Source organism: Streptomyces malaysiensis subsp. samsunensis (genome assembly GCF_024519315.1).
In the GTDB taxonomy this organism is placed as follows: Bacteria; Actinomycetota; Actinomycetes; order Streptomycetales; family Streptomycetaceae; genus Streptomyces; species Streptomyces malaysiensis.
The window spans coordinates 1-24884 of the sequence record NZ_JANIIC010000010.1 but is presented as its reverse complement, the minus strand read 5'-3'; the positions used below and the strand labels follow the sequence as shown (position 1 = coordinate 24884).

At 68.5% G+C, this 24884-nt stretch carries 21 protein-coding genes; 8 read left to right on the top strand and 13 right to left on the bottom strand.

Annotated features, from left to right (window positions below):
- The first annotated feature begins 9 nt into the window (after positions 1 to 9).
- Positions 10 to 627, top strand: coding sequence for a GNAT family N-acetyltransferase (locus NQU54_RS11055; RefSeq protein ID WP_037954609.1), 618 nt, complete (start codon positions 10 to 12; stop codon positions 625 to 627).
- Between the two features lie 94 nt (positions 628 to 721).
- Here the strand turns inward: NQU54_RS11055 and trxA are convergent, their stop codons facing one another.
- The 7 genes from trxA to NQU54_RS11020 all read right to left on the bottom strand — a co-directional run bounded on the left by trxA (position 722) and on the right by NQU54_RS11020 (position 10490).
- Complete coding sequence (gene trxA / locus NQU54_RS11050) at positions 722 to 1051, bottom strand: thioredoxin (RefSeq protein ID WP_069861217.1); 330 nt, start codon at positions 1049 to 1051, stop codon at positions 722 to 724.
- A 42-nt stretch (positions 1052 to 1093) separates the two neighbouring features.
- Entirely contained in the window at positions 1094 to 2044 is a 951-nt protein-coding gene (trxB, locus tag NQU54_RS11045; protein WP_069861215.1) for a thioredoxin-disulfide reductase, read from the bottom strand.
- A 152-nt stretch (positions 2045 to 2196) separates the two neighbouring features.
- On the bottom strand, positions 2197 to 3165 hold the full coding sequence (locus NQU54_RS11040; protein WP_257630911.1) for an RsmA family anti-sigma factor: 969 nt from the start codon (positions 3163 to 3165) through the stop codon (positions 2197 to 2199).
- The gene (sigM, locus tag NQU54_RS11035; protein WP_257630910.1) at positions 3162 to 3851 is read right to left on the bottom strand and encodes an RNA polymerase sigma factor SigM; all 690 of its coding nucleotides are present in this window, start codon (positions 3849 to 3851) and stop codon (positions 3162 to 3164) included. The genes NQU54_RS11040 and sigM overlap by 4 nt, the downstream gene beginning before the upstream one ends.
- Before the next feature lie 28 nt (positions 3852 to 3879).
- Complete coding sequence (locus NQU54_RS11030) at positions 3880 to 5601, bottom strand: protein kinase family protein (RefSeq protein ID WP_257630909.1); 1722 nt, start codon at positions 5599 to 5601, stop codon at positions 3880 to 3882.
- A gap of 110 nt (positions 5602 to 5711) precedes the next feature.
- The gene (gene murJ / locus NQU54_RS11025; protein WP_257630908.1) at positions 5712 to 8084 is read right to left on the bottom strand and encodes a murein biosynthesis integral membrane protein MurJ; all 2373 of its coding nucleotides are present in this window, start codon (positions 8082 to 8084) and stop codon (positions 5712 to 5714) included.
- 48 nt (positions 8085 to 8132) lie between these two features.
- Positions 8133 to 10490, bottom strand: a complete 2358-nt coding sequence (locus NQU54_RS11020) for a DUF6049 family protein (protein WP_257630907.1) — start codon at positions 10488 to 10490, stop codon at positions 8133 to 8135.
- Between the two features lie 181 nt (positions 10491 to 10671).
- On the opposite strand from NQU54_RS11020, the gene NQU54_RS11015 reads away from it, so the two are divergent.
- On the top strand, positions 10672 to 12162 hold the full coding sequence (locus tag NQU54_RS11015) for a CCA tRNA nucleotidyltransferase (RefSeq protein ID WP_257630906.1): 1491 nt from the start codon (positions 10672 to 10674) through the stop codon (positions 12160 to 12162).
- Between the two features lie 5 nt (positions 12163 to 12167).
- On the opposite strand, the gene NQU54_RS11010 is transcribed toward NQU54_RS11015, so the two are convergent.
- The 3 genes from NQU54_RS11010 to NQU54_RS11000 form a co-directional block, all read right to left on the bottom strand.
- Positions 12168 to 13505: an MFS transporter gene (locus NQU54_RS11010; protein ID WP_257630905.1), complete on the bottom strand. Its 1338-nt coding sequence runs from the start codon at positions 13503 to 13505 to the stop codon at positions 12168 to 12170.
- 85 nt (positions 13506 to 13590) lie between these two features.
- Positions 13591 to 14673 carry an inositol-3-phosphate synthase gene (locus tag NQU54_RS11005; RefSeq protein WP_257630904.1) on the bottom strand — a complete coding sequence of 361 codons (1083 nt, stop codon included), beginning with the start codon at positions 14671 to 14673 and terminating at the stop codon, positions 13591 to 13593.
- A 49-nt stretch (positions 14674 to 14722) separates the two neighbouring features.
- Positions 14723 to 15433, bottom strand: coding sequence for a PadR family transcriptional regulator (locus NQU54_RS11000; protein ID WP_069861199.1), 711 nt, complete (start codon positions 15431 to 15433; stop codon positions 14723 to 14725).
- Positions 15434 to 15790: 357 nt separating this feature from the next.
- On the opposite strand from NQU54_RS11000, the gene NQU54_RS10995 reads away from it, so the two are divergent.
- Both NQU54_RS10995 and NQU54_RS10990 read left to right on the top strand, forming a co-directional pair.
- The gene (locus NQU54_RS10995) at positions 15791 to 18451 is read left to right on the top strand and encodes a transglycosylase domain-containing protein (protein ID WP_257630903.1); all 2661 of its coding nucleotides are present in this window, start codon (positions 15791 to 15793) and stop codon (positions 18449 to 18451) included.
- A gap of 217 nt (positions 18452 to 18668) precedes the next feature.
- On the top strand, positions 18669 to 20153 hold the full coding sequence (locus NQU54_RS10990) for a glycosyltransferase family 87 protein (RefSeq protein ID WP_069861436.1): 1485 nt from the start codon (positions 18669 to 18671) through the stop codon (positions 20151 to 20153).
- A 34-nt stretch (positions 20154 to 20187) separates the two neighbouring features.
- Here NQU54_RS10990 and NQU54_RS10985 read toward each other — a convergent pair whose 3' ends face one another.
- From NQU54_RS10985 to NQU54_RS10975, 3 genes are all read right to left on the bottom strand, one after another.
- A complete protein-coding gene (locus tag NQU54_RS10985) occupies positions 20188 to 21219 on the bottom strand; it encodes an alanine racemase (RefSeq protein ID WP_069861195.1) in 1032 nt (343 codons plus the stop codon).
- Between the two features lie 66 nt (positions 21220 to 21285).
- Positions 21286 to 22404, bottom strand: coding sequence for a lipid II:glycine glycyltransferase FemX (locus NQU54_RS10980; protein WP_069861193.1), 1119 nt, complete (start codon positions 22402 to 22404; stop codon positions 21286 to 21288).
- A 116-nt stretch (positions 22405 to 22520) separates the two neighbouring features.
- Positions 22521 to 22838 carry a hypothetical protein gene (locus NQU54_RS10975; protein ID WP_079258271.1) on the bottom strand — a complete coding sequence of 106 codons (318 nt, stop codon included), beginning with the start codon at positions 22836 to 22838 and terminating at the stop codon, positions 22521 to 22523.
- Between the two features lie 229 nt (positions 22839 to 23067).
- On the opposite strand from NQU54_RS10975, the gene rpsF reads away from it, so the two are divergent.
- From rpsF to rplI, 4 genes are all read left to right on the top strand, one after another.
- The gene (rpsF, locus tag NQU54_RS10970) at positions 23068 to 23358 is read left to right on the top strand and encodes a 30S ribosomal protein S6 (RefSeq protein ID WP_020869989.1); all 291 of its coding nucleotides are present in this window, start codon (positions 23068 to 23070) and stop codon (positions 23356 to 23358) included.
- A gap of 82 nt (positions 23359 to 23440) precedes the next feature.
- Entirely contained in the window at positions 23441 to 24022 is a 582-nt protein-coding gene (locus NQU54_RS10965) for a single-stranded DNA-binding protein (RefSeq protein ID WP_069861189.1), read from the top strand.
- 107 nt (positions 24023 to 24129) lie between these two features.
- The gene (gene rpsR / locus NQU54_RS10960; RefSeq protein ID WP_003978893.1) at positions 24130 to 24366 is read left to right on the top strand and encodes a 30S ribosomal protein S18; all 237 of its coding nucleotides are present in this window, start codon (positions 24130 to 24132) and stop codon (positions 24364 to 24366) included.
- A gap of 18 nt (positions 24367 to 24384) precedes the next feature.
- On the top strand, positions 24385 to 24831 hold the full coding sequence (rplI, locus tag NQU54_RS10955) for a 50S ribosomal protein L9 (protein WP_069861187.1): 447 nt from the start codon (positions 24385 to 24387) through the stop codon (positions 24829 to 24831).
- Positions 24832 to 24884 lie beyond the last annotated feature (53 nt).

Below are 24884 nucleotides of genomic sequence, written 5' to 3'. Positions count from 1 at the left end.
ACTGGCTTCATGGGGCGTCGGCTCGTACCGCTCACGCTGGACAACCTCCCGGACATCCCCAAGCGCTGTCGCGCCTGTGTCTTCTGGGAACTCGATCCGGTCAGCGGCGAGGCAGCCGTAAGGGCCGGCCGGCCGGAGCTGGAAAAGGAGGCATGGATCTCGGCCGTACTGCTGGAGTGGGGCTCCTGCGGCCGGGTGGTCTATGTCGATGAGGTTCCGGTGGGCTTTGTGCTGTACGCGCCGCCGGCGTATGTGCCGCGCTCCACGGCCTTCCCCACCAGTCCGGTGGCAGCGGACGCCGTCCAGTTGATGACGGCATGGCTGATGCCCGGATACCAGGGGCAGGGGCTGGGCCGGGTGATGGTGCAGACCGTCGCGAAGGATCTGATCCGCCGGGGCTTCAAGGCGGTGGAGGCGTTCGGGGACGCCACCTGGAAGGAACCGGCGTGTGTGCTGCCCGCCGATCATCTGCTGGCCGTGGGCTTCAAGACCGTACGGCCGCATCCGCGCTACCCCCGGCTGAGGCTTGAGCTGAGGACTACGATCTCCTGGAAGGAGGATGTCGAGCTGGCGCTGGACCGGCTGCTCGGCGCCGTCCAGAAGGAGCCCGCGCTTCGGCCGCTGTAGCGGATTCCGCGCTGTACAGCGTTCCACGTGAAACACGAAGGGGGCTGCCCGTACGGGCAGCCCCCTTCGTGGATGAGGACGACGCGAGGTTCGCTCAGCCGATGAAGTCGGACAGGTCCCGCTCGATGGCGGCCTTGGGCTTGGCACCGACGATGGTCTTGGCGACCTCGCCGCCCTGGTAGACATTGAGCGTCGGGATGGACATCACGCCGTACTTGGCGGCCGTCGCCGGGTTCTCGTCGATGTTGAGCTTGGCGATGACGATCTTGTCGGGGTGCTCGGCCGCGATGGCCTCCAGGGAGGGGGCGATCTGGCGGCACGGACCGCACCACGCGGCCCAGAAGTCGACGAGTACCGGCTTGTCGCTCTTGAGGACCTTCTCCTCGAAGTCGGCGTCCGTCACGGTGACCGTGGCACCGGCCATGGCAATCTCCTTAGTGAGTTGGTGCAGGGGTGGGAAGCGAAGTCAGACGGTGGCGTCGCCCTGACCGAGCGAGGCCAGATACCGCTCGGCGTCCAGCGCCGCCGAGCAGCCGGTGCCGGCCGCGGTGATCGCCTGACGGTAGGTGTGGTCCACGACATCGCCCGCGGCGAAGACACCGGACAGGTTCGTCCGGGTGGTGGGCGCATCCACCTTCAGGTAGCCGTCGTCGTCCAGGCCAAGCTGGCCCTTGAACAGCTCGGTCCGCGGGTCGTGGCCGATCGCGATGAACAGCCCGGTGACCGGCAGCTCCGAGGTCTCGTCCTTCTTGACATCGCGGATGGTGAGACCGGAGAGCTTGCCGTCTCCGTGAATCTCCTCGACCACGCTGTCCCAGACGAACGAGATCTTCGGGTCGGCGAAGGCCCGCTCCTGCATCGCCTTGCTGGCGCGCAGGGTGTCCCGGCGGTGGACCACCGTGACCGACTTGGCGAACCGCGACAGGAAGGTCGCCTCCTCCAGGGCCGTGTCGCCACCGCCGATGACGGCGATGTCCTGGTCCTTGAAGAAGAACCCGTCACAGGTGGCACACCAGGAGACACCACGACCGGAGAGCTCGTCCTCGCGCGGCAGTCCCAGCTTGCGGTGCTGAGAGCCGGTGGCCACGATGATGGTCTTGGCACGGTGGACCGTACCGGCGGAGTCGGTGACGGTCTTGATCTGCTCACTGAGGTCGACCGCGGCCACATCGTCCGGGATGAGCTCGGCGCCGAAGCGCTCGGCCTGGGCCCGCATGTTGTCCATCAGATCGGGGCCCATGATCCCGTCCCGGAAACCGGGGAAGTTCTCCACATCGGTGGTGTTCATCAGAGCACCACCGGCGGTCACGGAGCCTTCGAAGACCAGCGGCTTCAAGGAAGCGCGGGCGGTGTAGAGCGCGGCCGTATAACCCGCGGGCCCGGAACCGATGATGATCACGTTGCGGACGTCGCTCACGGATGACTTCCTTGTCTCTGCCGACTGCCGGACTGCTGACTGGGCGGGCGGCTCCGGGTTTCCCCCGGAATTCCGCTGCCACCCCACCCAACGGATCCTACGGGTCAGGCATTCCCGAGCGCTGTCAGGCAGGGCCCTGTGTGCGGTGTGCCTCAGTGCCGCGGGTAGGTCCGGGTCACCAGAAGCTCCCCGGGGGTCGACGGGGACGCCGAGACGCAGGATGCGTCGATCACGAAGGCGTCGACGCGTGTGCTGTCGGAGGGGTGCGGGAGGACGACGATATAGGCGGTCTGGCCGTCGTAGGTGTCCTGCTGCGCCGCGAGAGCCGGTTCCTTGCGCCCGGTGCCGCTCTGTACACAGGACGGCACCTCAGGGTCGTCGTCGGCACGCAGCGGCACATCGGGTGAGTTGCCCTGCCCGGTGACGCCATCCGACGCGGTGGACTTCCGGTCGGCGAGCAGCTCGTGCACGCGGTCCTTGAGCGTGCCCGAGGAGAGGGCGGAGTTCCCGGCGGAGCTCTGGCTGGCATGAGCCTGCTGGTCGGCGTCGCCGTGATCACCGGAGGGGCCGCTCGGGATGAAGAACGAACCGATGCCGATCACCGCCGCGGCGCATGCGCCACCGAGGACCACCTTGCGCCAGCGGCGAGCGCGGCCCGGGCGGGTGCCGGGTCCGGTGGATCCCCGTCTCGGCCCGGTGGCCCCACGCGGGCGCCCGGCGGGTCGGTCCGTCGCGGTGGAGCTCTTGGAGGCGGGCTCCACGGTGTCGGAGCCGGGGGTGCTGGAGATGCTGTCGGCCGTTTCACGTGAAACGGGCTCGGGCTCCGGAGTTTCACGTGAAACATCGGCCACGCCCTCGGGGGCGGTCGCGTCGAGAAGTGCTTCGGCGGCCAGCGCCGCGTCGATCCGGCCCGCGATCTCGGCGGGCATCCGCACCGGCCCGGGCAAGGTCCCGAGCAGAGAGCGGATCTCGTCCAGGGACTCCCATACGTCCGTGCACAGCACGCAGCTCGCGAGGTGAGTGCGCACATCGACGGCGCGGGACGGAGAGAGCAGACCTTCGGTGAGTGCGGAGATCTCCGCGACCTCAGGGTGCTCGTCCGTGTCCGTCGAGGATGTCACGCTCGCCCACCTCCGCCCTTCACGGCATCTGTGTCGTTCGGTCCTGCCGTCGGTGGGACGGACGTCCCCTGCGTCCGGTTCCTTCCCACGCCCGAGGGTGAGCTACCTCTCCCGCTGGGGTGGAGATGTGAGAGCAGCGGCAGCAGCCGTGCGCGGCCCCGGGCGCAGCGGCTCTTCACCGTGCCGGTGGGAACCTCCAGGACTTTCGCCGCCTCGGCGACGGGGTAGCCCTGCATATCGACCAGCACCAGGGCCGCGCGCTGCTCGGGAGGGAGGGTGCGCAGCGCCCGCAGCAGTTCGCGGTGGAGATCACCACGCTCGGCGGGAGCGGCGGCTGATTCATGAGGTTCCAGAAGTTGCTCGAGCCGCTCTGTGTCGTCGACGGGGGAGGTACGACGGGAGGCGGCCTTGCGGGCCCGGTCCAGACAGGCGTTGACCGTGATGCGGTGGAGCCAGGTCGTCACGGCGGACTGGCCCCGGAAGGTGTGCGCGGCGCGGTAGGCGGAGACGAGCGCGTCCTGGACCGCGTCGGCCGCTTCCTCACGGTCGCTGAGGGTGCGCAGCGCCACCGCCCAGAGTCTGTCGCGGTGGCGCCGCACTATTTCACTGAAGGCGTCCGGGTCGCCGTCGACGTGCCGGGCAAGGAGCTCGCTGTCGCTCGCCCCGCCGATGGTGGCGTCATCCAACGTTGAGCCCCCTGCCCGATCAACCGGCTCAGCCGGTGAACTTCACTTCGGCTATGGCCTGCTTGTAGCCGGGGTCGCTGTATGTGTCACCGGGCGCTTGCGGCATCGCGGTCATCCACACGACGACGTACCGGGCCGATTCAGGCCGGTTCACGGTGAGCTTGGCCGTGGTGTCCGAGGTCGTGGTTGTTGCGAGCTTCTTCATGGAACCCAACGGTGCGGAGGAGGAAAGCGAGTCCGCCGCGTACAGCGACACCGTGGTGTGGTCGCCGCCGTACTTTAGCCCGAGCGTGGCCGTCTTGGGCTTCTGCCCCGCACCAAGGTCGTACACCAAGCCCACACCCTTCTTGAAGGCCGGGTTGAGATCGGGGCCTTCGTCGTAGGACTTGCTGCGCCACACGGTGTCTGGGTTGTCGTCGTAGGTCAAGGGCACCTGGTTGGTGTGCTGGGGATTCCCGTCGGGGTAGTACTCCACGGCGTTCTGAATCTTCAGCGGTTTGCTGGCAACCTCCGCGCCCTTGCCGTCGTCCTTCTCACTGGAGTTGCTCGGACCGGGCTTGTTCTCCTCCTTGAGGAGAGTGTCCGCGAGCTGCCAGCTGCCGAGGCCGAGGGCGGCGATCAGAAGCGCGGAGACGGTCCACTTGAGGGCCTTGCCCGTGCGGCTCTGCAACGGCGGCGGAGGCGGCACGGGAGCGGCCGGGCGGGCCGTGTGCGGGGCACCGCCCCGGTTCGGCGGCTGGCCGTACACGCCCTGCTGGTACGTCGTGCGCTGGTACGCCGGGGAGGGGGTGAAGGCGGGCTCGGGCGGCCGGATGCGCGGCATGGCCGCGACGGCCTTGGCCAGCTCCTCGGGGGTGGTGCAGGGCTGGTCCTGACGGGACGCGGTGGCCCCGTCGTTGACCAGCGCGCGCATCGCGAGTTCGGACAGGCCGCGGTGCACTCCCGCGCGGACCTGGTCGGGGGCGATCAGGCCCACGCCCTTGGGCAGCCCGGAGAGGCCATAGGCGTTGGTCTCGTACGGCCAGCGCTGAGTGAGCGCCGCGTACAGCAGCGCGCCGATCGCCTCGGTTTCGGTGCGCTGGGGGTGGTCGGCGCTGATTCCGCGCAGGGCAGCCATCACGGCGAGTCCGCGGATGCGGTACTGGCCGGACTCGGTGCGCAACACGGAGCCGGGGTTCAACCGCAGATGTGCCAGGCCCTCGCGGTGGGCGGCGGCCATGGCCTGGGAGACCTGGCTGACCAATTGGTACGCGTCGTGCGGCTCGAGGGGCCCGGCGGCCAGCACGGCGGTGAGTTCGGTGGCGTCGGGGAGCCACTCATGGACGACATAGACGAGATCGTTCTCCTCGACGGCGTCGAGGACCTGGACGAAGCGAGGATCGCCCAGCAGGGCCGCCGAACGGGCGGCGGCCAGCACCGGCCTGGCACGTGGATGGTCCGCGGGCACCACATGCACCCCGACCGCACGCCGCAGCTTCTCGTCCACGGCACGCCAACTGCTGAATCCGTCCAGACGGGTGACGCACTCCTCCAGACGGTAACGTCTGGCCAGTTTGTGACCGCTGTGCAGCTCCAGCGAGTTGGCTTCGGCCGCGGCGCCCGCATCATCGGTGACCGCGGCCTCTGTCCCCTTACCGACCTTCTTCTTCGTCCCCGCCCCGTCGGCCGTGGCCTTGCCCGCCTCGGCGGTCAGCGGCTCCTCTCCACCGCTGTCGGCCACGTCGACGGCAGCCGTGCTCCGTTCCGCCACCGTCGTTCCTGCCTCCCCATCCGTTGCGCCTACTCCGAGCCAAGACAATTGTGCCCACAGTCCGCCGCTATGCACGACACACGGTGGCGGACGATGGTTGTGCTCAATGATCAGCGTCCGAGTCGTCCGCGCACCATACCGACCATGGCCGTCAGCTCCTCAACGCGCATCCGTTTCGCAGCAATGTAGAAGACCGCGATAAGAACGAGACCGCCGCCCAGCAAAGCCGCTACGGAGCCGACGACGCCCATTCCGAGGGTCTGCATGATGGCGTAGGCCGCGCCGCCGCCCAGGAGGGCGGCGGGGACGCTGGCGCCGACGAGACGGGTGTAGGTGCGTACGACGCGGGGGCCGTCCAGATCGCCGCCCAGCCGCTTGCGCAGCCGCTTCCAGGCCACGCCCACGCCGATGGCGTAGGCCAGGCCGTAGGCGGCCGCCATCCCGGCGACGGCCCAGCGGGCGGGGAGCACGACATAGGCGAGTGCGGAGCCGGCGGCGTTGACCGCGGCGATGATCACCGTGTTGTAGAAGGGGGTGCGGGTGTCCTCGTAGGCGTAGAAGCCACGGAGGACGACGTACTGCACGGAGAAGGGGATCAGACCGAGGCTGAACGCCATGAGGATGTAGCCCATGGAGACGGCCGCGTCGGTGCCGGAAGCGCCGAACAGCAGCGTGCACATGGGGATGCCCAGGGCGATGAAGCCGAAGGCGAGCGGGACGATGGCGACGGCGGAGGTGCGCAGGCCCTGTGAGATGTCGTCGCGGACCGCTCCGGAGTCGCCGTCGTGGGCCGCCCGGGAGATCCTGGGCAGCAGCGAGGCCATGACGGAGACGGTGATGATGGCTTGTGGCATGCCCCAGATGAGCTGGGCGCTGGAGTAGCCGACGAAGCTCATGCCCGGCGCGTTCTGGTTCTCGGCCTCGGAACCGGCCGCGGTGGAGAGCTGGGTCACGACCAGCACGCCCGCCTGGTTGGCGAGGACGAACAGCACTGTCCACTTGGCCAGCCTGGCGGCCTTGCCGAGGCCGTGGCCGCGCCAGTCGAAGCGCGGCCGGAAGCGGAAGCCGGTGGCTCGCAGATACGGGAACATCGCCAGGGACTGGACGACGAGCCCCAGCAGGGTGCCCATGCCCAACAGTCGGATGCCTTCGGCGGTGATGGTCGTGGTGTCCATCTTGGAGCTGCCGGCGGTGCCGAACACCCAGATGAACAGTCCGAAGGTGAAGATTATGACGATGTTGTTCAGGACCGGGGTCCACATCATCGCCCCGAACCGGCCCCGGGCATTGAGGATTTGGCCGACCACCACGTGAATGCCCATGAAGAAGATGGTGGGCAGGCAGTAGCGGGCGAAGGTGACCGCGACCTCGTTGTCGGCGGGGTTGTCCGCGATGGTCGGTGACATCGCGCGGATCAGCAGCGGCGCGGCGACCACGGTCACCGCGACCAGGAGGCCGAGCACCACCATCACCAGCGTGAGCAGCCGGTTGGCGAACGCCTCGCCGCCGTCGTCGTCCTCCTTCATCGCGCGCACGAGCTGCGGGACGAAGACCGAGTTCAGACCGCCGCCGATGGTGAGGATGTACACCATGGTCGGCAGCGTGTAGGCGAGGGCGTAGGTGGAGCCGAGGGTGGCCGCGCCCAGCCCCGCGAGGACCACCATCTGCCGGACGAAGCCGGTGAGCCGGGAGACCAGGGTGCCCGCGGCCATCAGCGCGCTGGACTGGAGCACGCTGGACGCGCGGCCCTTGCCGCCTGAGGACTTCTTCTGCTCGGGCTCGGCGGCGGGGGCGGTCACCACAGGAGCGGCCACCGTGGGAGCGGCGGCCGTCGCGTTGGCGGACTCGGATCTCGCCGGCCCGGGGACCGGTGCCTGCCCCTGTGCGTGAGCCTGTCCGTGCGGGTGGTTCTCCGCGCCCTGCGGATAGCCGCCCTGGCCCTGGGCGGGCCGGGGCTCATAGGGCTGCTGATCGCGGTAGAGATGCGCGAAGGCGTCCTGCTGCGGCTGCTGCGCCGTGCCGTAGCCGTTGCCGGGCCCCGGATAGCCCTGGCCCGGCTGATCGGCGGTGTACGGCTGCTGTGCCGTGCCCTGGGGGCCGGCGGCGGCCTCGGGGGCCCATGCGCGCGGGTCGGGGCCCTGCGGGGTGGGGGGCTGCGGATAGTGCTGCTGCTGGTAGCCGCCCTGCTGCGGGGCGTGCCGGTCGTAGATCGGATCCGTCAGCGGATCGTGGGCGTAGCGGTCCTGCGTCGGATACGGGTAGGGCGTGAAGCTGCCCGTCGCGTACGCGTCGTCCAGATACGGATCCGGTGCGTAGTACTGCTGGCCGTACGCCTGGCGCGGATCGGCCTGGGGAGCCTGGTGGGAATCGCCCAGATACGGATCCCGCTGGTGCGGTTCCTGTCCGTAAGGGTCGTGGGAGCCATGAGGGGAAGGCTGCGGCGGTGGTGGCACTCGGCCATCACCGTCATACGGCGCGTTCATCGCTACCCCACCTCATCGTCCACTGCGGCCGACCGGCCCCGGCATTGCTCAATGGTCCACTTTCTCACCCGAGCCGGATGGGCCAGCGCTTTGCGATCCGGTGTCCGGCGCCGGGTCACTCGGCTGCTCGGGCACGAGGGCGTGTGCGGGGTCACACCGGTCGGTCCGCGGTGCCTCGCTGTCGTCCTCATCCTGCCCGTGCGCCTTCTCGGCGTCTTCCCCGTCTCCGCCATCCTCATCGCTCTTCGCGGCCGCGCGCTTGCGCTGGACGTAGATCCGGACACCGGCGAGGACCAGCAGCAGCACACCGCCCGCGATCACGAGAATCACGGTGGACGTGATTTCGGTGACATTCACCTCGAACAGCATCTCCCGGCCGTAAGGCTGTCCGTCCGGGGTGTAGAGCTGGGCCGAGACCCACACCGGGCCGTTGGCGTTGGCCGTGGTCCCGAACTTCACGGACTGGCTGTGGCCGCCCTCCACATTGACCAGCTGGGGCTCGCTGACCGCCAGCCGGTTGCCCTGCTGGGAGCGGAGGACGAGCCGCAGCTCGACGCTCTGCACCAGGTTGTTCTGCACGGTCACCGGGACGGTCGCGCTCCGCCCGGAGAGGGTCATGTCCGTCTTCGGGACCAGGCGCACCTTCTTGGTGAGTCCGGACAGATAGGTCTGCACGTCGTGACGGAAGCCGGCCGCGTTGCGCGCCTCGCTCCGCCACGAGGTGGACATCTCGCGCCTGATCGCGTTCCCGAAGGGGGTGACCACCCGGTACTTGGCGGTGAGGATCGGCTCGAAGTTGTCCAGGGTCTTCTGGGTCTCCTGGATCTTGTTGAACGCGTCGGTGGGCAGCTCCCGCGCCCGCAGCGACCGGGGGTAGGAGCGGGAGCTGGGAACCCGCTGGGTGGCGTTCGGGTCCGGCTTCGCCTTCGCGGCCTGCCCCAGGCCCAGCGGCTGTGTCCACTGCCCGGAGAGGCCCTCCAGGGCCGCCGCCATCGCCTGCGCCTGGCTGGTGGTGGGCGTCCGCTGGGGGGCGACCACGATGCTGCGCTGCTTGTCCGGCGCCTGGAGGTTGACCATCTGGCTCTGGGCCAGGAACCGCTGGATGGCGAGCGTGGAGTTCTCCGCCTTGGACATGTCGCCGGTGAAGGCCGTCGACAGCCGCGCGTCGGCGACCACCGCCGTATTGCCGCCGCCGATCTGGCGGGCCGCGGTGGGGGTGTAGGAGAGACCGCCGGTCTCGCGCAGGCTGTCGCTGCGGGCGATGACGTTGTGCGCGCCCGCGGAGGTGGCGACGTCCACGATCGAGGAGTCGACCGCGCCGTCCACCGGCCAGGCGAAGTCCGTGCGCGGCCTCACCCCGAGGATGGTCTCCACGGTCGTCGAGGCGAGCTCGGTGGCGCCCTGGAGGTGGCTGAGGGCGCCGGTGACGTTCTTACCGCGGTGGGCGAGCGAGGCGAGGTCGGGATCGGCGAACGGCAGCGCGACCACCTGCTTGCCGTCCACGGCCTTCTGGAGGGCGTCGAGCCACTGCTTGGCGACCGTCTGGCCGCTGCCCGCCCTGGTCCCGTTGCCCGAGGGGTTCTGGACCTCGTACTTCTTCGTCATCGCGTCGACCGTGGCGAGCAGGTCGGGGTCGATCACCCAGGTGATGGGGAGGTTCTTCCCCAGCGTGACCATCTGCTGCAACCGGCCGCCCGGAGCCAGCTCCTCGGCGAGACGGTCGTCCCGGAAGATCGGGGTGCGGTCCTCGTCGTTGTCCGTGCGGGCGGTCACATGGACGGCGGAGATCAGCGGCCACAGATAGGTGAGCTGGGACTTCTTCGTGGACGGGCCCGACTGCCAGGGCAGGAAGGTCCGCTCGATGCCCAGCACCTGCGGCCACGGCTGACTGGAGGTGCCACCGGTGAGCGAGACGCCGAGCTGATAGACGCCGTTCTCCCCCAGGTGCAGCTGATCCACCGGTATGGACAGGGAGAAGTCACGGCTGGCGCCGGCCGACAGCTTGCCGATCTTCTTGGCGTATTTGCCGCCGATCTCGGTGCCGTCGAGGCCCTCGGAGTAGCCGGTGCGGTGGGCGGCGGTGTCGATCGCGTTGCGGCCGTTCATGGTCGGACCGACGCGCAGGGCCACCTGGGCGCCCGAGACGGTGCCCTTGGTGTCGTTGGTGACGGTGCCGCTGACGGTGAGGGTGTCGCTCTTCTTCGGTGCGGTGGGGGTCAGTGAAGTAATGGAGACGTCCACCGACCGCGAACCGGTGGCCTTGCTCTCCGCGTGGGCGGCCGGTGCCGCCGGAATCTGTGTCAGGCCCGCAATCATCGGCGCCGCGGCGAGCAGGGCCGCCGTGCGCCGCAACCATCGTCGGGCGCGAGCGGAAGTTGTCCCCCGGAGGTCTGCCGCATCGGCCACGCGCTCGCCCGTCCCTCGTCGTCAGTAGGTCGTCAGTGGTCGTCGCATTGTGCGTCCACGAAATGGTAACGATGCCCGCTGTGACGAAGTGCTGTGGACGGCTCCACAAGATCGTTACGCAGTGGTGGTACGCATCGGGTGTGGAGTCTCCGGGGCGCACGGCCACGTACCCTGTTCTGTTGTGCCGAACGCCAACAATGACAGCCGAACCCCGCAGCCGACCAACGCGCTCAGCCAGGTCCAGCGCCGCGCCGTGGGCGAACTCCTGCGGGTATCTCCCGTTGCCGACGATCTTGCCCGCCGTTTCCAGCAGGCGGGTTTCCGCCTGGCTCTGGTCGGCGGCTCGGTACGGGACGCGCTGCTCGGCCGGCTTGGTAACGATCTGGATTTCACCACGGATGCCCGGCCGGACGAGGTACTGAAGATCGTACGGCCCTGGGCGGATGCCGTCTGGGACGTCGGCATCGCCTTCGGCACGGTGGGCTGCCGTAAGGGCATGTCCCCAGGAAGTGGACCGGATCAGAGCTTCCAGATTGAAATCACGACTTATCGGTCAGAAGCCTACGATCGGACATCTCGGAAACCCGAGGTGTCGTACGGCGACTCCATCGAGGACGACCTGGTCCGTCGGGACTTCACGGTCAACGCGATGGCGGTGGCGCTCCCGCAGAAGGAGTTCATCGATCCGCACCACGGTCTGGAGGATCTCGCCGCCCGGGTGCTGCGCACCCCCGGGACGCCCGAGGAGTCCTTCTCCGACGATCCGCTGCGGATGATGCGTGCCGCGCGCTTCGCCGCACAGCTGGACTTCGAGGTGGCGCCCGAGGTGGTCGCCGCGATGACGTCGATGGCCGACCGTATCGACATCGTCTCGGCGGAGCGGGTGCGTGATGAGCTCAACAAGCTCATTCTGGCCGCCCACCCCCGCGAGGGGCTGCGGCTGCTGGTGGAGACCGGGCTCGCCGACCGCGTACTGCCGGAGCTTCCGGCGCTGCGCCTGGAGCGTGATGAGCACCACCGCCACAAGGATGTGTACGAGCATTCGCTGACGGTGCTGGACCAGGCCATCGATCTGGAGACCGAGGGGCCCGATCTGGTGCTGCGGCTGGCCGCGCTGCTGCATGACATCGGTAAGCCCAAGACGCGCCGCTTCGAGAAGGACGGACGGGTCTCTTTCCACCACCACGAGGTGGTGGGGGCCAAGATGACCAAGTACCGGATGACGAAGCTCAAATACTCCAATGAGCTGATCAAGGAAGTCTCACGTCTGGTCGAGCTGCATCTGCGCTTCCATGGCTATGGCACGGGGGAATGGACCGACTCCGCGGTCCGCCGCTACGTCCGTGACGCCGGGCCGCTGCTGGAGCGGCTGCACAAGCTGACCCGCTCGGACTGCACCACCCGTAACCGGCGGAAGGCGATGGCGCTCTCGCGGGCGTACGACGGCCTGGAGGAGCGCATCGCCCGGCTGGAGGAGCAGGAGGAGCTGGACGCCATCCGGCCGGATCTGGACGGGAACGAGATCATGAAGATTCTCGGCATCCCTCCGGGTCCGAACGTCGGCAAGGCGTACAAGCATCTGCTGGAGCTGCGGCTGGAGCACGGCCCGATGGAGCGGGATGATGCGATCGCCGCCCTCCAGGAGTGGTGGGAAGCCCAGTCGGAGGGCTGAGCCCCTCAGGTTTCACGTGAAACGTCGACCCGCTTGGCGTTCTCCTGGTCATGTTTCACGTGAAACATGACCAGGAGTGCGGTGGCCGCGTAGAGCAGCGCCACACCGATCAGCAGCGCGGCGGATGTGCCGTCCGGCGGCAGTATCACCGCGGCGACCGCGGCGGCTCCCACGAAGGCGACGTTGAACAGCACGTCATAGAGGGAGAAGATCCGGCCGCGGAACTCATCGGCGATGTCGGACTGCACCACGGTGTCGGTGGCGATCTTCGCGCCCTGGGTGACAAGCCCGAGGACGAACGCGGCGACAAGCATGGGAGCGGGCTCGAAGGGCAGCCCGAGACCCGGCTCCAGAAAGGCCGCGCCCCCCGCGCACACCATCACCCAGGAGAGCCGGCCGTCCGGTCGGGGGGAGGTACGGGCCCGCAGCCGGGCCACCGCCCATGGCGTGATCACCGCCGCCGCGAAGAAGCCGGCCCCCGAGACGCCGACGGCCAGCCCCAGAAGCGCGAGCCCCTCGGACTCGGTATCGGCCCATGCGTAGCGGCAGAGCATCAGCACCGTCACCGTGAGCGCGCCGTAGCAGAAGCGCATCAGCGTCATCGCGATCAGCGCCACGGTGGGGTCCCGGCGTTCCAGCAAATGGCGTACACCCGCGACCAGGCCCCGCGCGGTGCTCATCAGGGCCGCGGAGAGACGGGGCTGAAGGGACGCGGGGTCGGGCCCCAGCAGGCCCGGTGTCATCAGCAGGGCCGTGAGCCCGGCGACGAGATAGAGCGCGGCGCCCACCAGGACGACCAGCGCGTCCGATGAGGTGCCGCCCGGGCCCGACAGCCGGACGATGAAGGCGAGGCTGCCCCCGGCCGTGGCGGCGAGCGTTCCGGCGGTCGGCGAGAGCGAGTTGGCCATGACCAGACGCTCCTGGCTGTCGACGACCCGCGGCAGGGCCGCCGAAAGCCCGGCCAGGACAAAGCGGTTGACGGCCGTCACCGACAGGGCCGAGACATAGAAGAGCCACTCCGGCACCTGGCCGAGGACCAGCACGGCGGTTCCGGCGGCCAGCCCCGAGCGCAGCAGATTGCCGTAGAGCAGCACCTGCCGCCGGCGCCAGCGGTCCAGCAGCACACCGGCGAAGGGGCCGAGCAGGGAGTAGGGGAGCAGCAGGACGGCCATGGCGGAGGCGATGGCCGCGGCGGAGGTCTCCTTCTCCGGGGAGAAGACCACATAGGTGGCGAGCGCGACCTGGTAGACGCCGTCGGCCGACTGGGACAGCAGACGGATGGCCAGAAGGCGGCGGAAGTCCCGCAGTTGCAGCAGTACGCGGAGATCACGCACAACAGGCATGGTGTCAGCCTCACACACCACACGGGCCTCCGGGTGTATTACCCGAAGGCCCGTGATCATGCGGCGGGAATCAGCGCATGGCGCTTCAGCGCTCGACCTCGCCCTTGATGAACTTCTCCACGTTCTCCCGCGCCTCGTTGTCGAAGTACTGCACCGGCGGGGACTTCATGAAGTAGGAGGAGGCGGAGAGGATCGGGCCGCCGATACCGCGGTCCTTGGCGATCTTCGCGGCGCGCAGCGCGTCGATGATGACACCCGCGGAGTTCGGGGAGTCCCACACCTCGAGCTTGTACTCAAGGTTCAGCGGGACATCGCCGAACGCACGGCCCTCCAGGCGGACGTACGCCCACTTGCGGTCGTCCAGCCAGGCCACGTAGTCCGACGGGCCGATGTGGACGTTGTCGGCGCCCAGGTCGCGGTCGGGGATCTGCGAGGTGACGGCCTGGGTCTTGGAGATCTTCTTGGACTCCAGGCGCTCGCGCTCGAGCATGTTCTTGAAGTCCATGTTGCCGCCGACGTTCAGCTGCATGGTGCGGTCCAGGATGACGCCCCGGTCCTCGAACAGCTTGGCCATCACGCGGTGCGTGATGGTCGCGCCGACCTGGGACTTGATGTCGTCACCGACGATCGGCACACCGGCCTCGGTGAACTTGTCCGCCCACTCCTTGGTGCCGGCGATGAAGACCGGGAGCGCGTTGACGAAGGCGACCTTCGCGTCGATGGCGCACTGGGCGTAGTACTTGGCGGCGTCCTCGGAGCCGACCGGGAGGTAGCAGACCAGAACGTCGATCTGCTTGTCCTTGAGGACCTGCACGACGTCGACCGGGGCCTCGTCGGACTCGTCGATGGTCTGGCGGTAGTACTTGCCGAGTCCGTCGAGCGTGTGGCCGCGCTGGACCGTGACACCGGTCGTCGGCACGTCGCAGATCTTGATGGTGTTGTTCTCGCTGGCGCCGATGGCGTCGGCGAGGTCCAGACCGACCTTCTTCGCGTCCACGTCGAAGGCGGCCACGAACTCCACGTCCTTCACGTGGTAGTCGCCGAACTGCACGTGCATCAGACCCGGCACGCGGATGTCCGGGTCGGCGTCCTTGTAGTACTCGACGCCCTGCACCAGCGAGGCGGCGCAGTTACCCACACCGACGATGGCTACACGAACCGAACCCATTCCGGTTGCTCCCTGTGTGTACTGGACGAGGCCGAGCGGATGCCGGGCCTCACTTGGCGGTGTCATCGGACGGATCCGGCAGGGAACCACCCCGGTGCCGGGGCGGGCCGTCCGTATCTCCTGACTGGTCCTGCTGTGGCGGCCGGTCCTCGTCCCGCTCGGTCGTCCGGTCCTGCCCGGCGGCGCCGCCGCGCTGGTGGCGCCCGGCCCGCTCACTCTCGATCAGCTCGTTCAGCCAGCGCACCTCGCGCTCGACCGACTCCATCCCATGCCGCTGTAGCTCGAGGGTGTAGTCGTCCAGCCGCTCACGGGTGCGGGCCATGGCGGCGCGCATCTTGTCCAGGCGCTCCTCCAGGCGGCTGCGCCGCCCTTCCAGCACCCGCATCCGGACGTCTCGTGACGTCTGGCCGAAGAAGGCGAAGCGGACGCCGAAGTGCTCGTCCTCCCAGGCGTCCGGCCCGGTGTGGGAGAGCAGCTCCTCGAACCGGTCCTTCCCCGCCGCCGTGAGCCGGTAGACGATCTTCGCCCGGCGGCCGGAGAGCGGCGTCGCGGGAGCGTCCTGGGAGACGCTGCCGGACTCCTCGATCAACCAGCCGTTGCCGACCAGCGTCTTGAGGCAGGGATAGAGGCTGCCGTAGCTGAAGGCACGGAAGACGCCGAGTGACGTGTTGAGCCGCTTCCGCAGCTCGTATCCGTGCATCGGGGACTCGCGCAGCAGGCCGAGGACGGCGAACTCCAGCACGCCGGAACGTCTGCTCATCCCCCGCCTCCCCTCTCTCTTGGACCCGCTATGTCGAGCTGATGTATCGACTCGATACATCCAGACGATAGAACTGTGCTCCTTGCGGGACAAGAGGGACCACGGTGAACGCCGTCACATCATCAATTCGTGGCACTCAATCTGACGGTTATGGAGTGAAGGTGGCGGCTGGGCGGGTTTTGACCGTGCGTACTCTGTTCGCCATGCAGACCTATGGGAACCATGTGACGCCGCGATGCGTCCTCGTCCCGGATGCAGTGCGTCCGGTTGCCTGGTGCAGCCGGATCGCACACTGGGGGGACCGGAAGCCATCTGCCGCTTTCAGGCGATAGCGCCTGCCCGAGGAGAAGTCGTTCCATGAGCGAGCACCGTCGCAAGCCGCCACAGCCCCAAGGCGGCGGACGAGCAGCGGCCCGGCGAGCCGGACAGCAGCCGTCCGGCCGCCGCGCAGCACCGACGCACAACGCCGCAGCCGGCTCCGGCGCCGCCCCGCAGGGGGAAGAGCGTCCTTACGGCGGCCGGGCGGCGGCCCGGCGTGCCGCCCAACGGGGCGGTGGCCGTAGACGAGTATCCGATCCAGGCCCTGGCCACGGCGGTGGCGGCCGCCGGGGAGGTGGTGGTGGCCGACGTGGCTCGGGGGGCGATGGGGACCCCGGTAAGAAGCGCTTCATCGACTACCCGCGCGGGGGCAGGTCGGGTTTCCGGCGCTGGGTCCCGTCCTGGAGGCTGGTGACGGGCACCTTCATCTTCTTCTTCGCGGTACTTCTCGGCGCCGTCGGCATAGGACTGTTGCTGGTGGAGGTACCGACCGCCCAGGCCGCGTCCCAGACCCAGAAGAACGTCTACTACTGGGGGGACGGCAAGCAGATGGTGGTCTCCGGCGGTGGTGACCTCAACCGTCAGATCGTCCCCCTCAGCAAGATCCCCAAGTCCATGCAGAACGCGGTGATCTCCGCGGAGAACGCCAGCTTCTACGACGACAACGGCGTCGACCCGATGGGTATCGCCCGCGCGGTCGTCAACATGGCGAAGGGTGGGGCGACCCAGAGTGGTTCGACCATCACCCAGCAGTTCGTGAAGAACACCTACCTGGATCAGTCGCAGACCGTCACCCGTAAGGTCAAGGAACTGTTCATCTCCGTCAAGGTCGGAATCAAGATGGACAAAGACGACATCCTCGCGGGGTATCTCAACACCGCGTACTACGGACGCGGGGCCTATGGCTGCCAGGCGGCGGCCCGTGCGTACTACGACCGGGACTGCGAGGACCTGACGCCGAGCCAGAGCGCCTTCCTGGCCTCGACGCTCAATGGCCCGAACCTCTACGACCCCAATGGTGGCTACGGCGCCACGGCCACCAAGGAGGCCAACACCAAGCGGGCCAAGGGCCGCTGGGAGTGGATCCTCAAGCGTGAGGCCGCGGTGCGCAGGATGCCCGGGACCGAGGCCCAGGAGTGGATCGGCAAGGGGTTCCCGATGCCGCAGGACCCCAAGGTGGCCACCAACAAGCAGGGCCAGATCGGCTACCTCACGGACCTCGCCGACAACTACATCATCGCCAACTCCAATATCAGCAAGTCCCAGCTGGACAAGGGCGGCTATCAGATCCACACCACCTTCGACCGGAAGAAGATCAGCGAGCTGACCCGGGCGGTCGAGAAGGTCTCCAAGGAGAGCATCAAGCCGAAACAGCGCGAGGTGGACAAGTACGTCCAGTTCGGCGGCGCCTCGGTGGAGCCCAAGACGGGCAAGATCGTGGCCATCTACGGCGGCAAGAACGCGCTGGAGCACTACCGCAACAACGCCGACTACACCGGTGTCCAGGTGGGCTCGACCTTCAAGCCCTTCGTGCTGGCCGCCGCGATGACCAATGGCGCCCGCGATCCGAAGGGACCACGGGAGCAACCCGACTCCGAGCGGACCCTGGTCGCGCCGAACAGTGTCTACAACGGCGACAACAAGGTGACCCTGCGGGACTACGACGGCAATGTCTGGCACGACAAGGACGGCAAGGAGTGGCACCAGAGGAACGACGGTGACGAGGACAAGGGCCCGATCAGCCTGCGCACCGCCATGCAGTTCTCGGTGAACACCCCGTTCATCCAGCTGGGCATGGACGTCGGCACCGACAAGGTGCGGGACGCGGCCCTGGCGGCCGGCCTCAGCAAGGAGCAACTGGCCTCGATCACCCCGACGTTCTCGCTCGGCACCTCCGCGCCCAGCGCCATCCGGCTCGCCGGGGCGTACGCCACCTTCGCGGCCAGCGGTCAGCAGGCCGATCCGTACTCGGTGGAGCGGGTCGAGGACAAGAACGGCCCCGTCTACGACCACAAGCAGGACGCCGAGCTCAAGCGGGCGTTCGACTCGAACGTGGCGAACAACGTCACCGACGTCCTGGAGAACGTGGTCCAGCACGGCACCGGCACCTCGGCGAAGATCGGCCGTCCGGTCGCGGGCAAGACCGGAACCACCGACGAGAACAAGTCGGCCTGGTTCTCCGGCTACACCCCGCAGCTGTCCACCGCGATCGGCATGTGGCGGGTGGACGACCAGGCCAAGAGCCAGAAGTTCCTGTCCATGCGCGGCGTGGGCGGTCAGGAGACCATCCACGGTGCGTCGTTCCCGGCGCAGATCTGGGCCGACTACATGCGCGGTGCCCTGGAGGGTGTGCCGGTCAAGAACTTCCCCGCGGCCACTCCGCTCGGCGAGAAGGTCTTCGGCGACGGCGCGAGCCCGAGCCCGACCCCGACGACGGACAAGCCGTCGGAGTCCCCGTCGGAGTCCCCCTCGGAGTCCCCGTCGGAATCGCCCTCGGAGTCGCCGTCCGACAGCCCCAGCCCGACGGACACCTGTGACCCGCTGGACCTCGACTGCCAGGACAACGGCGGCAACGGCAACGGCGGCCAGAACGGAGGCGGGAACGGCGGTCCGGGCGATCCGACCTCGTCGCCGACCACGGAGCCGCCCGGCGGTTCCGGTGGCATATTCGGCGGCCCATCGGGCCGCAAGAAGGACTAGCCCGCAGCCCCGTACGATCCGTTCACCACTCGCCGGCCGCGCCGGAGCGAATACCGCTCCGGCGCGGCCGACGCCGTTCCAGGCCCTGGACGGCCCTCTGCGCCTCTCGCACACCACTCCCCGCCCGGGGAGCCCACCCAGGCGTCCGCGGCGCGCTCAGCGGCCGCTGGGGCGGTCCTGACTCCTCCCGTGAGGCTCGTACGGCAGGATGGAGGCCATGAGCGTGCGCGAGGACCCACAGGCCCAGCCCGTCAGGCCGACCTCCGAGGACCCGGTGGCCGCGGCCGGCAGCGAGCTGATCGGTGGGCCGGCCGGGCGCCGGGCCCTGCTCGGCACGGGCTGGTGGACCCCGGTGCGGATCGTGGCGATCGTCGCCATCGGCATGTTCGCCCTGGGCATGGCGCAGAAGCTGCCGTGCTACGACGGCGGCTGGTTCTACGGCGCCACCGCCCAGTACACCCACGCCTGCTACTCCGACATACCGCACCTCTACAACGGCCGCGGCTTCGCCATCGACCTCGTCCCGTACTTCGACCGCATACCGGACAGCGTCTCGGGCGGGATGCAGTACCTGGAGTACCCGGTCCTCACCGGCCTTTTCATGGAGGTCGCCTCCTGGATGACCCCGCACGGCGGCTCCATCCAGGACCGTGAGCAGATCTACTGGCTGGTCAACGCGGGCATGCTGATGGTCTGCACCGCGGTGATCGCGGTCTGTGTGGCCCGTACGCACCGCCGCCGCCCCTGGGACGCGCTGCTGGTCGCCCTGGCCCCCGCCTTCGCGCTCACGGCCACCATCAACTGGGACCTGTTCGCCGTCGCCCTTACGGCCGCCGCCCTGCTCATGTGGTCCCGCAGCCGCCCATTGGCCGCCGGTGTGCTGCTGGGGCTCGCGACCGCCGCGAAGCTCTACCCCGGGCTGCTGCTCGGCCCGCTGCTGTTGCTCTGCCTCCGCGCGGGACGGCTGCGGGCCTTCTGGACGGCGGCGGGCGGCGCCTTGGCCGCCTGGCTCGTGGTGAACCTCCCCGTGATGGTCTCCACGCAGGGCGGTCTGCACATCCGCGACGGGTGGAAGACCTTCTACACCTTCAGCCAGGAGCGCCCCGTCGACTTCGGCTCCCTGTGGCTGATCATCTCGCAGCGCACCGGGAACCCCCTGGAGGATGTCAACACCTACGGGACCGTCCTGATGGTCCTGGCCTGCGTCGGAGTGGCGGCGCTCGCCCTGTGCGCCCCGCGCCGTCCGCGCCTGGCCCAGCTGAGCTTCCTGATCGTCGCGGCGTTCGTGCTCACCAACAAGGTGTACTCACCGCAGTACGTGCTGTGGCTGATCCCGCTGGCGGCCCTGGCCCGACCGCGCTGGCGGGACTTCCTGGTCTGGCAGGCGTGCGAGGTCATGTACTTCCTCGGGATCTGGATGTACCTCGCGTACACGGGCAGCGGCGACCAGCACCGGGGGCTGCCCGCCGAGGGCTATCAGCTGGCGATCGCCGTGCATCTGCTGGGGACGCTCTATCTGTGCGCCCTGATCGTCCGGGACGCGCTGGTGCCGGAGCGGGACCCGGTGCGCCAGGACGGTTCCGACGACCCAGGGGGAGGCGTGCTGGACCGGGCCCCGGACGCGTTCGTGCTGGGGGAGGCGCGGCGTGCTTCCCGGTACGAGGGCGCGGCGCTGGTGGACTGGGGCGTCCACCGGGAGTGAGCTCCGGACGGGAGCTCCTCCCGGTGGTGCGGACTCAGCGGTCGAGCAGCCGGTCGAACTGCGTCGTGGTGTGCCGCAGATGCGCCACCAGTTCGTCCCCCACCTGGGGCGCCGGGACCTCGGTGGGCACGAACAGGATGGACACCTGCATATGCGGCGGCTCGGCGAACCACCGCTGCTTGCCCGCCCATACGAACGGCGAGAGGTTGCGGTTGACGGTCGCGAGACCGGCGCGGGCGACCCCCTTGGCACGGGGCATCATCCCGTGCAGCGCCTTGGGCGCCTCCAGCCCGACGCCGTGGGAGGTGCCGCCGGCCACGACGACCAGATAGCCGTCGGAGGCGGCCTTCTGCTGGCGGTAGCCGAAGCGGTCGCCCTTCGCGACGCGGGTGACGTCGAGCACCGAGCCCCGGTACTCCGTCGAATCGTGGTCGCCCAGCCACAGCCGGGTGCCGATGCGCGCCCGGAAGCGGGTCTGCGGGAACTGCTGCTGTAGCCGGGCCAGTTCCTCGGCCTTGAGGTGGCTGACGAACATGGTGTGCAGCGGCAGCCGCGCCGCCCGCAGCCGGTCCATCCAGCCGATGACCTCCTCGACCGCGTCCAGGCCGTCGGTGCGGTCGAGCGGGAGGTGGATGGCGAAGCCTTCCAGCCGGACGTTCTCTATCGCGGCGTGCAGCTTGGGCAGGTCCTGCTCGGTGATGCCGTGCCGCTTCATGCTGCTCATGACCTCGATGACCACACGCGCGTTCACCAGGCCGTAGACGCCGTCGACCGACGAGACCGAGCGGATCACCCGGTCGGGCAGCGGTACCGGTTCCTCGCCGCGGCGGAAGGGGGTGAGCACGAGCAGGTCACCACTGAAGAAGTCCTTCATCCGGGCGGCCTCGTACGTGGTCCCGACGGCGAGGATGTCGCTGCCGATGCGGGCCGCTTCCTCGGCCAGCCGTTCATGGCCGAAGCCGTAGCCGTTGCCTTTGCAGACCGGGACTATCCCTGGGAACTGCTGGATCACCATCTGCTGGTGCGCCCGCCAGCGCGCGGTGTCGACGTAGAGGGTGAGCGCCATTGACCGGTCCCGGAACCTTTCTCGTAGCCGCGGTGTATTGGAGATATGGGAAACAGCGAATCGAGGTCAGCGGCGCGACATGTAGATGTCGAGCGCCTTGTGCAGGAGCTTGTTGAGCGGGAAGTCCCACTCGCCGAGGTATTCGGCAGCCTGCCCGCCGGTGCCCACCTTGAACTGGATCAGGCCGAAGAGATGATCTGTCTCATCGAGGGAGTCGCTGATGCCGCGCAGGTCGTAGACGGTCGCGCCCAGCGCGTAGGCGTCGCGGAGCATCCGCCACTGCATCGCGTTCGAGGGCCGGACCTCGCGTTTGTGGTTGGCGGAGGCGCCGTAGGAGTACCAGACATGGCCGCCGACGATCAGCATCGTCGCGGCGGCCACGGCCTCGTTCTCGTGCATCGCGAAGTACAGCCGCATCCGGTTGGGGTCCTCGGTGTTGAGGGCCGTCCACATGCGCTGGAAGTAGCTGAGCGGGCGGGGCCGGAAGTGGTCGCGCTCCGCGGTGATCTCGTAGAGCCGCTGCCACTCGGGCAGATGCTCGTAGCCGCCCTGGACGACCTCGACACCGGCCTTCTCGGCCTTCTTGATGTTGCGGCGCCACAGCTGGTTGAAGCTCTTGTGGACATCTTCCAGGGAGCGGTTCTCCAGCGGCACCTGGAAGACGTACCGCGGCTGGACGTCACCGAAGCCGGCCCCGCCGTCCTCGCCCTGCTGCCAGCCCATGCGCCGCAGCCGCTCGGCGACCTCGAAGGCGCGCGGCTCGATGAAGGTGGCCTCCACATCGCGCAGCCGCTTGACGTCGGGGCTCTGGATGCCGGACTTGATCGCGTTGGCATCCCAGCGGCGGATGATGACCGGCGGGCCCATCTTCACGGAGAACGCGCCCTGCTGCTTCAGATGCGCGAGCATCGGACGCAGCCAGTCCTCCAGGTTGGGCGCGTACCAGTTGATGACCGGGCCCTCGGGGAGATAGGCGAGATAGCGCTTGATCTTGGGCAGCTGACGGTAGAGGACGAGACCGGCGCCGACGAGCTGACCCGTGGTGTCGAACCAGCCGAGGCTCTCCGAGCGCCACTCCGACTTGACGTCGGCCCATGCCGGGACCTGCATGTGGCTGGCCGCCGGCAGGCTCTGGATGTACGCCAGATGCTGCTCTCGGCTGATCGTCCTCAGGGTCAGGCTCATGTGGGGCGCTCCTCGGCAGGTTTGTCCCCAGGGTCGGGGCTCCGGCTCTCGCGCCGAAGCCTACTGCGACCGGGACGCGCCCCGTTCGGGCCTGGGGCAACCGGGCCCTGGCGGGCTCAGCCCAGCACGCCGCCGAAGAGCCCTCCGTGTGCCATACCGAGGTAGAAGCCGACCGCCGAGGCACCGAGCCCGATGATCAGCACGAACCGCTCGCCGGTGGTCGCGGAGATCAGCTGGCCCCAGGCGCCGGTGAGCATCCCGACGAGCCCGGTCCAGGAGCTGACCAGGTGGAGCTGGGTGAAATGCGCCGTGATGAAGGCGATCGCCCCGATCACCAGCGTGGTCACGGCGAAGGCGTTCTGAACGGGATGCGGCTTGCCATCGGTGTCCAGGAAGGAGAGCAAGCCGTGATGGGGTCGTGCTGCCTGTGCCATGGGCCACCTCCAGGTAGGCACATAGAGCAAGGCGGCGAACTGTAATGCCGCTCACACCCGATGTGTACAGATTGCGGGCTAAGACGCCCGGATTTCAAGCGGGCGGCCGTAGCCGGGTACTGTGTACCGTCCGCGGTGGTGTCTGTACGGACGCCGAAGCGGATACGCATCACGACCCTCCTGCCACGGATCGACCGTGGCCGCTGAGTCCAAAGGAGGTGGGTTCCACATGCGTCACTACGAGGTGATGGTCATCCTCGACCCCGATCTCGAGGAGCGCGCTGTCTCCCCGCTGATCGAGAACTTCCTTTCCGTTGTCCGTGAGGGCGATGGCAAGGTCGAGAAGGTCGACACCTGGGGCCGTCGTCGTCTCTCGTATGAGATCAAGAAGAAGCCCGAGGGCATCTACTCGGTCATCGACCTTCAGGCCGAGCCTGCGGTCGTCAAGGAGCTCGACCGCCAGCTGAACCTGAATGAGTCGGTCCTCCGGACCAAGGTCCTCCGTCCCGAGACCCACTGACGCGTAAGCGTTCAGCGGTCATCGGGGCCGTATCGCAACGAGTAGCAAGCAGCCCAGCAGTACCCGCCGAGAGGTTCCCCCAATGGCAGGCGAGACCGTCATCACGGTCGTCGGCAATCTCGTCGACGACCCCGAGCTGCGTTTCACCCCGTCCGGTGCGGCGGTCGCGAAGTTCCGCGTCGCGTCCACTCCCCGTACCTTCGACCGGCAGACCAACGAGTGGAAGGACGGCGAGAGCCTCTTTCTCACGTGCTCGGTGTGGCGGCAGGCCGCGGAGAACGTGGCCGAGTCGCTCCAGCGCGGTATGCGCGTCATCGTGCAGGGCCGGCTGAAGCAGCGGTCCTACGAGGACCGTGAGGGGATCAAGCGCACGGTCTATGAGCTGGATGTCGACGAGGTCGGCGCCAGTCTGCGCAACGCCACAGCCAAGGTCACCAAGACCACCGGTCGCGGTGGTCAGGGCGGCTATGGCGGCGGTGGCGGGCAGGGCGGTGGCTGGGGCGGTGGCTCCGGCGGCGGTCAGCAGGGCGGCGGCGCACCGGCCGACGACCCGTGGGCGACCAGCGCACCGGCTGGCGGCCAGGGTGGCGGCGGCGGCGGTGGTGGCTGGGGCGGCGGCTCCGGCAACTCCGGCGGCGGCTACTCGGACGAGCCGCCCTTCTAGACCCGAGGCGTTGTTTCACGTGAAACGAGGCGTTGTTTCACGTGAAACAGCGCGCGGTCTGGTCAGGGCGACCAGCACACACTTCTTGATCACACTGGAGAGAGACAATGGCGAAGCCGCCTGCTCGCAAGCCTAAGAAGAAGGTTTGCGTGTTCTGCAAGGAGAAGATCTCCTACGTCGACTACAAGGACACGAACCTGCTGCGGAAGTTCATCTCCGATCGCGGCAAGATCCGTGCCCGCCGGGTCACCGGCAACTGCACCCAGCACCAGCGTGACGTCGCCACGGCCGTGAAGAACAGCCGTGAGATGGCGCTGCTGCCCTACACCTCCACCGCGCGATAAGGGAAGGGTGACCGAGTCATGAAGATCATCCTCACCCACGAGGTCTCCGGCCTCGGCACTGCCGGTGACGTCGTGGACGTCAAGGACGGTTACGCCCGTAACTACCTCGTTCCCCGTGGTCTGGCGATCCGCTGGACCAAGGGCGGCGAGAAGGACGTCGAGCAGATCCGCCGCGGTCGTCGCATCCGCGAGATCGCCACGATCGAGCAGGCCAATGAGGTCAAGGCTCGGCTCGAGGGCGTCAAGGTCCGGCTGAAGACCCGTGCCGGCGATGCCGGCCGGCTGTTCGGCTCCGTCACCCCGGCCGACATCGCTTCGGCGATCAAGGACGCGGGTGGCCCGGACGTGGACAAGCGCCGGATCGAGGTGCAGTCCCCGATCAAGACCCTGGGCGCGCACCAGGTCTCGGTCCGTCTGCACGCCGAGGTTGCCGCCAAGGTCGGCGTCGAGGTCATCGCCGCCTGACGACGACCGCGACGGTCGCCCTGGCCACCGTGCACCGGAGGGCCGCACCCTAG

Bases quoted from the DNA above. Each gene is read 5' to 3' on its own strand.
- NQU54_RS11055 (WP_037954609.1), top strand. From the start codon at position 10: ATGGGGCGTCGGCTCGTACCGCTCACGCTGGACAACCTCCCGGACATC.
- trxA (WP_069861217.1), bottom strand. From the start codon at position 1,051: ATGGCCGGTGCCACGGTCACCGTGACGGACGCCGACTTCGAGGAGAAG.
- murJ (WP_257630908.1), bottom strand. From the start codon at position 8,084: ATGAACGCGCCGTATGACGGTGATGGCCGAGTGCCACCACCGCCGCAG.
- NQU54_RS11010 (WP_257630905.1), bottom strand. From the start codon at position 13,505: ATGCCTGTTGTGCGTGATCTCCGCGTACTGCTGCAACTGCGGGACTTC.
- NQU54_RS11005 (WP_257630904.1), bottom strand. From the start codon at position 14,673: ATGGGTTCGGTTCGTGTAGCCATCGTCGGTGTGGGTAACTGCGCCGCC.
- NQU54_RS11000 (WP_069861199.1), bottom strand. From the start codon at position 15,433: ATGAGCAGACGTTCCGGCGTGCTGGAGTTCGCCGTCCTCGGCCTGCTG.
- NQU54_RS10995 (WP_257630903.1), top strand. From the start codon at position 15,791: ATGAGCGAGCACCGTCGCAAGCCGCCACAGCCCCAAGGCGGCGGACGA.
- NQU54_RS10990 (WP_069861436.1), top strand. From the start codon at position 18,669: ATGAGCGTGCGCGAGGACCCACAGGCCCAGCCCGTCAGGCCGACCTCC.
- NQU54_RS10985 (WP_069861195.1), bottom strand. From the start codon at position 21,219: ATGGCGCTCACCCTCTACGTCGACACCGCGCGCTGGCGGGCGCACCAG.
- NQU54_RS10980 (WP_069861193.1), bottom strand. From the start codon at position 22,404: ATGAGCCTGACCCTGAGGACGATCAGCCGAGAGCAGCATCTGGCGTAC.
- NQU54_RS10975 (WP_079258271.1), bottom strand. From the start codon at position 22,838: ATGGCACAGGCAGCACGACCCCATCACGGCTTGCTCTCCTTCCTGGAC.
- rpsF (WP_020869989.1), top strand. From the start codon at position 23,068: ATGCGTCACTACGAGGTGATGGTCATCCTCGACCCCGATCTCGAGGAG.
- NQU54_RS10965 (WP_069861189.1), top strand. From the start codon at position 23,441: ATGGCAGGCGAGACCGTCATCACGGTCGTCGGCAATCTCGTCGACGAC.
- rpsR (WP_003978893.1), top strand. From the start codon at position 24,130: ATGGCGAAGCCGCCTGCTCGCAAGCCTAAGAAGAAGGTTTGCGTGTTC.
- rplI (WP_069861187.1), top strand. From the start codon at position 24,385: ATGAAGATCATCCTCACCCACGAGGTCTCCGGCCTCGGCACTGCCGGT.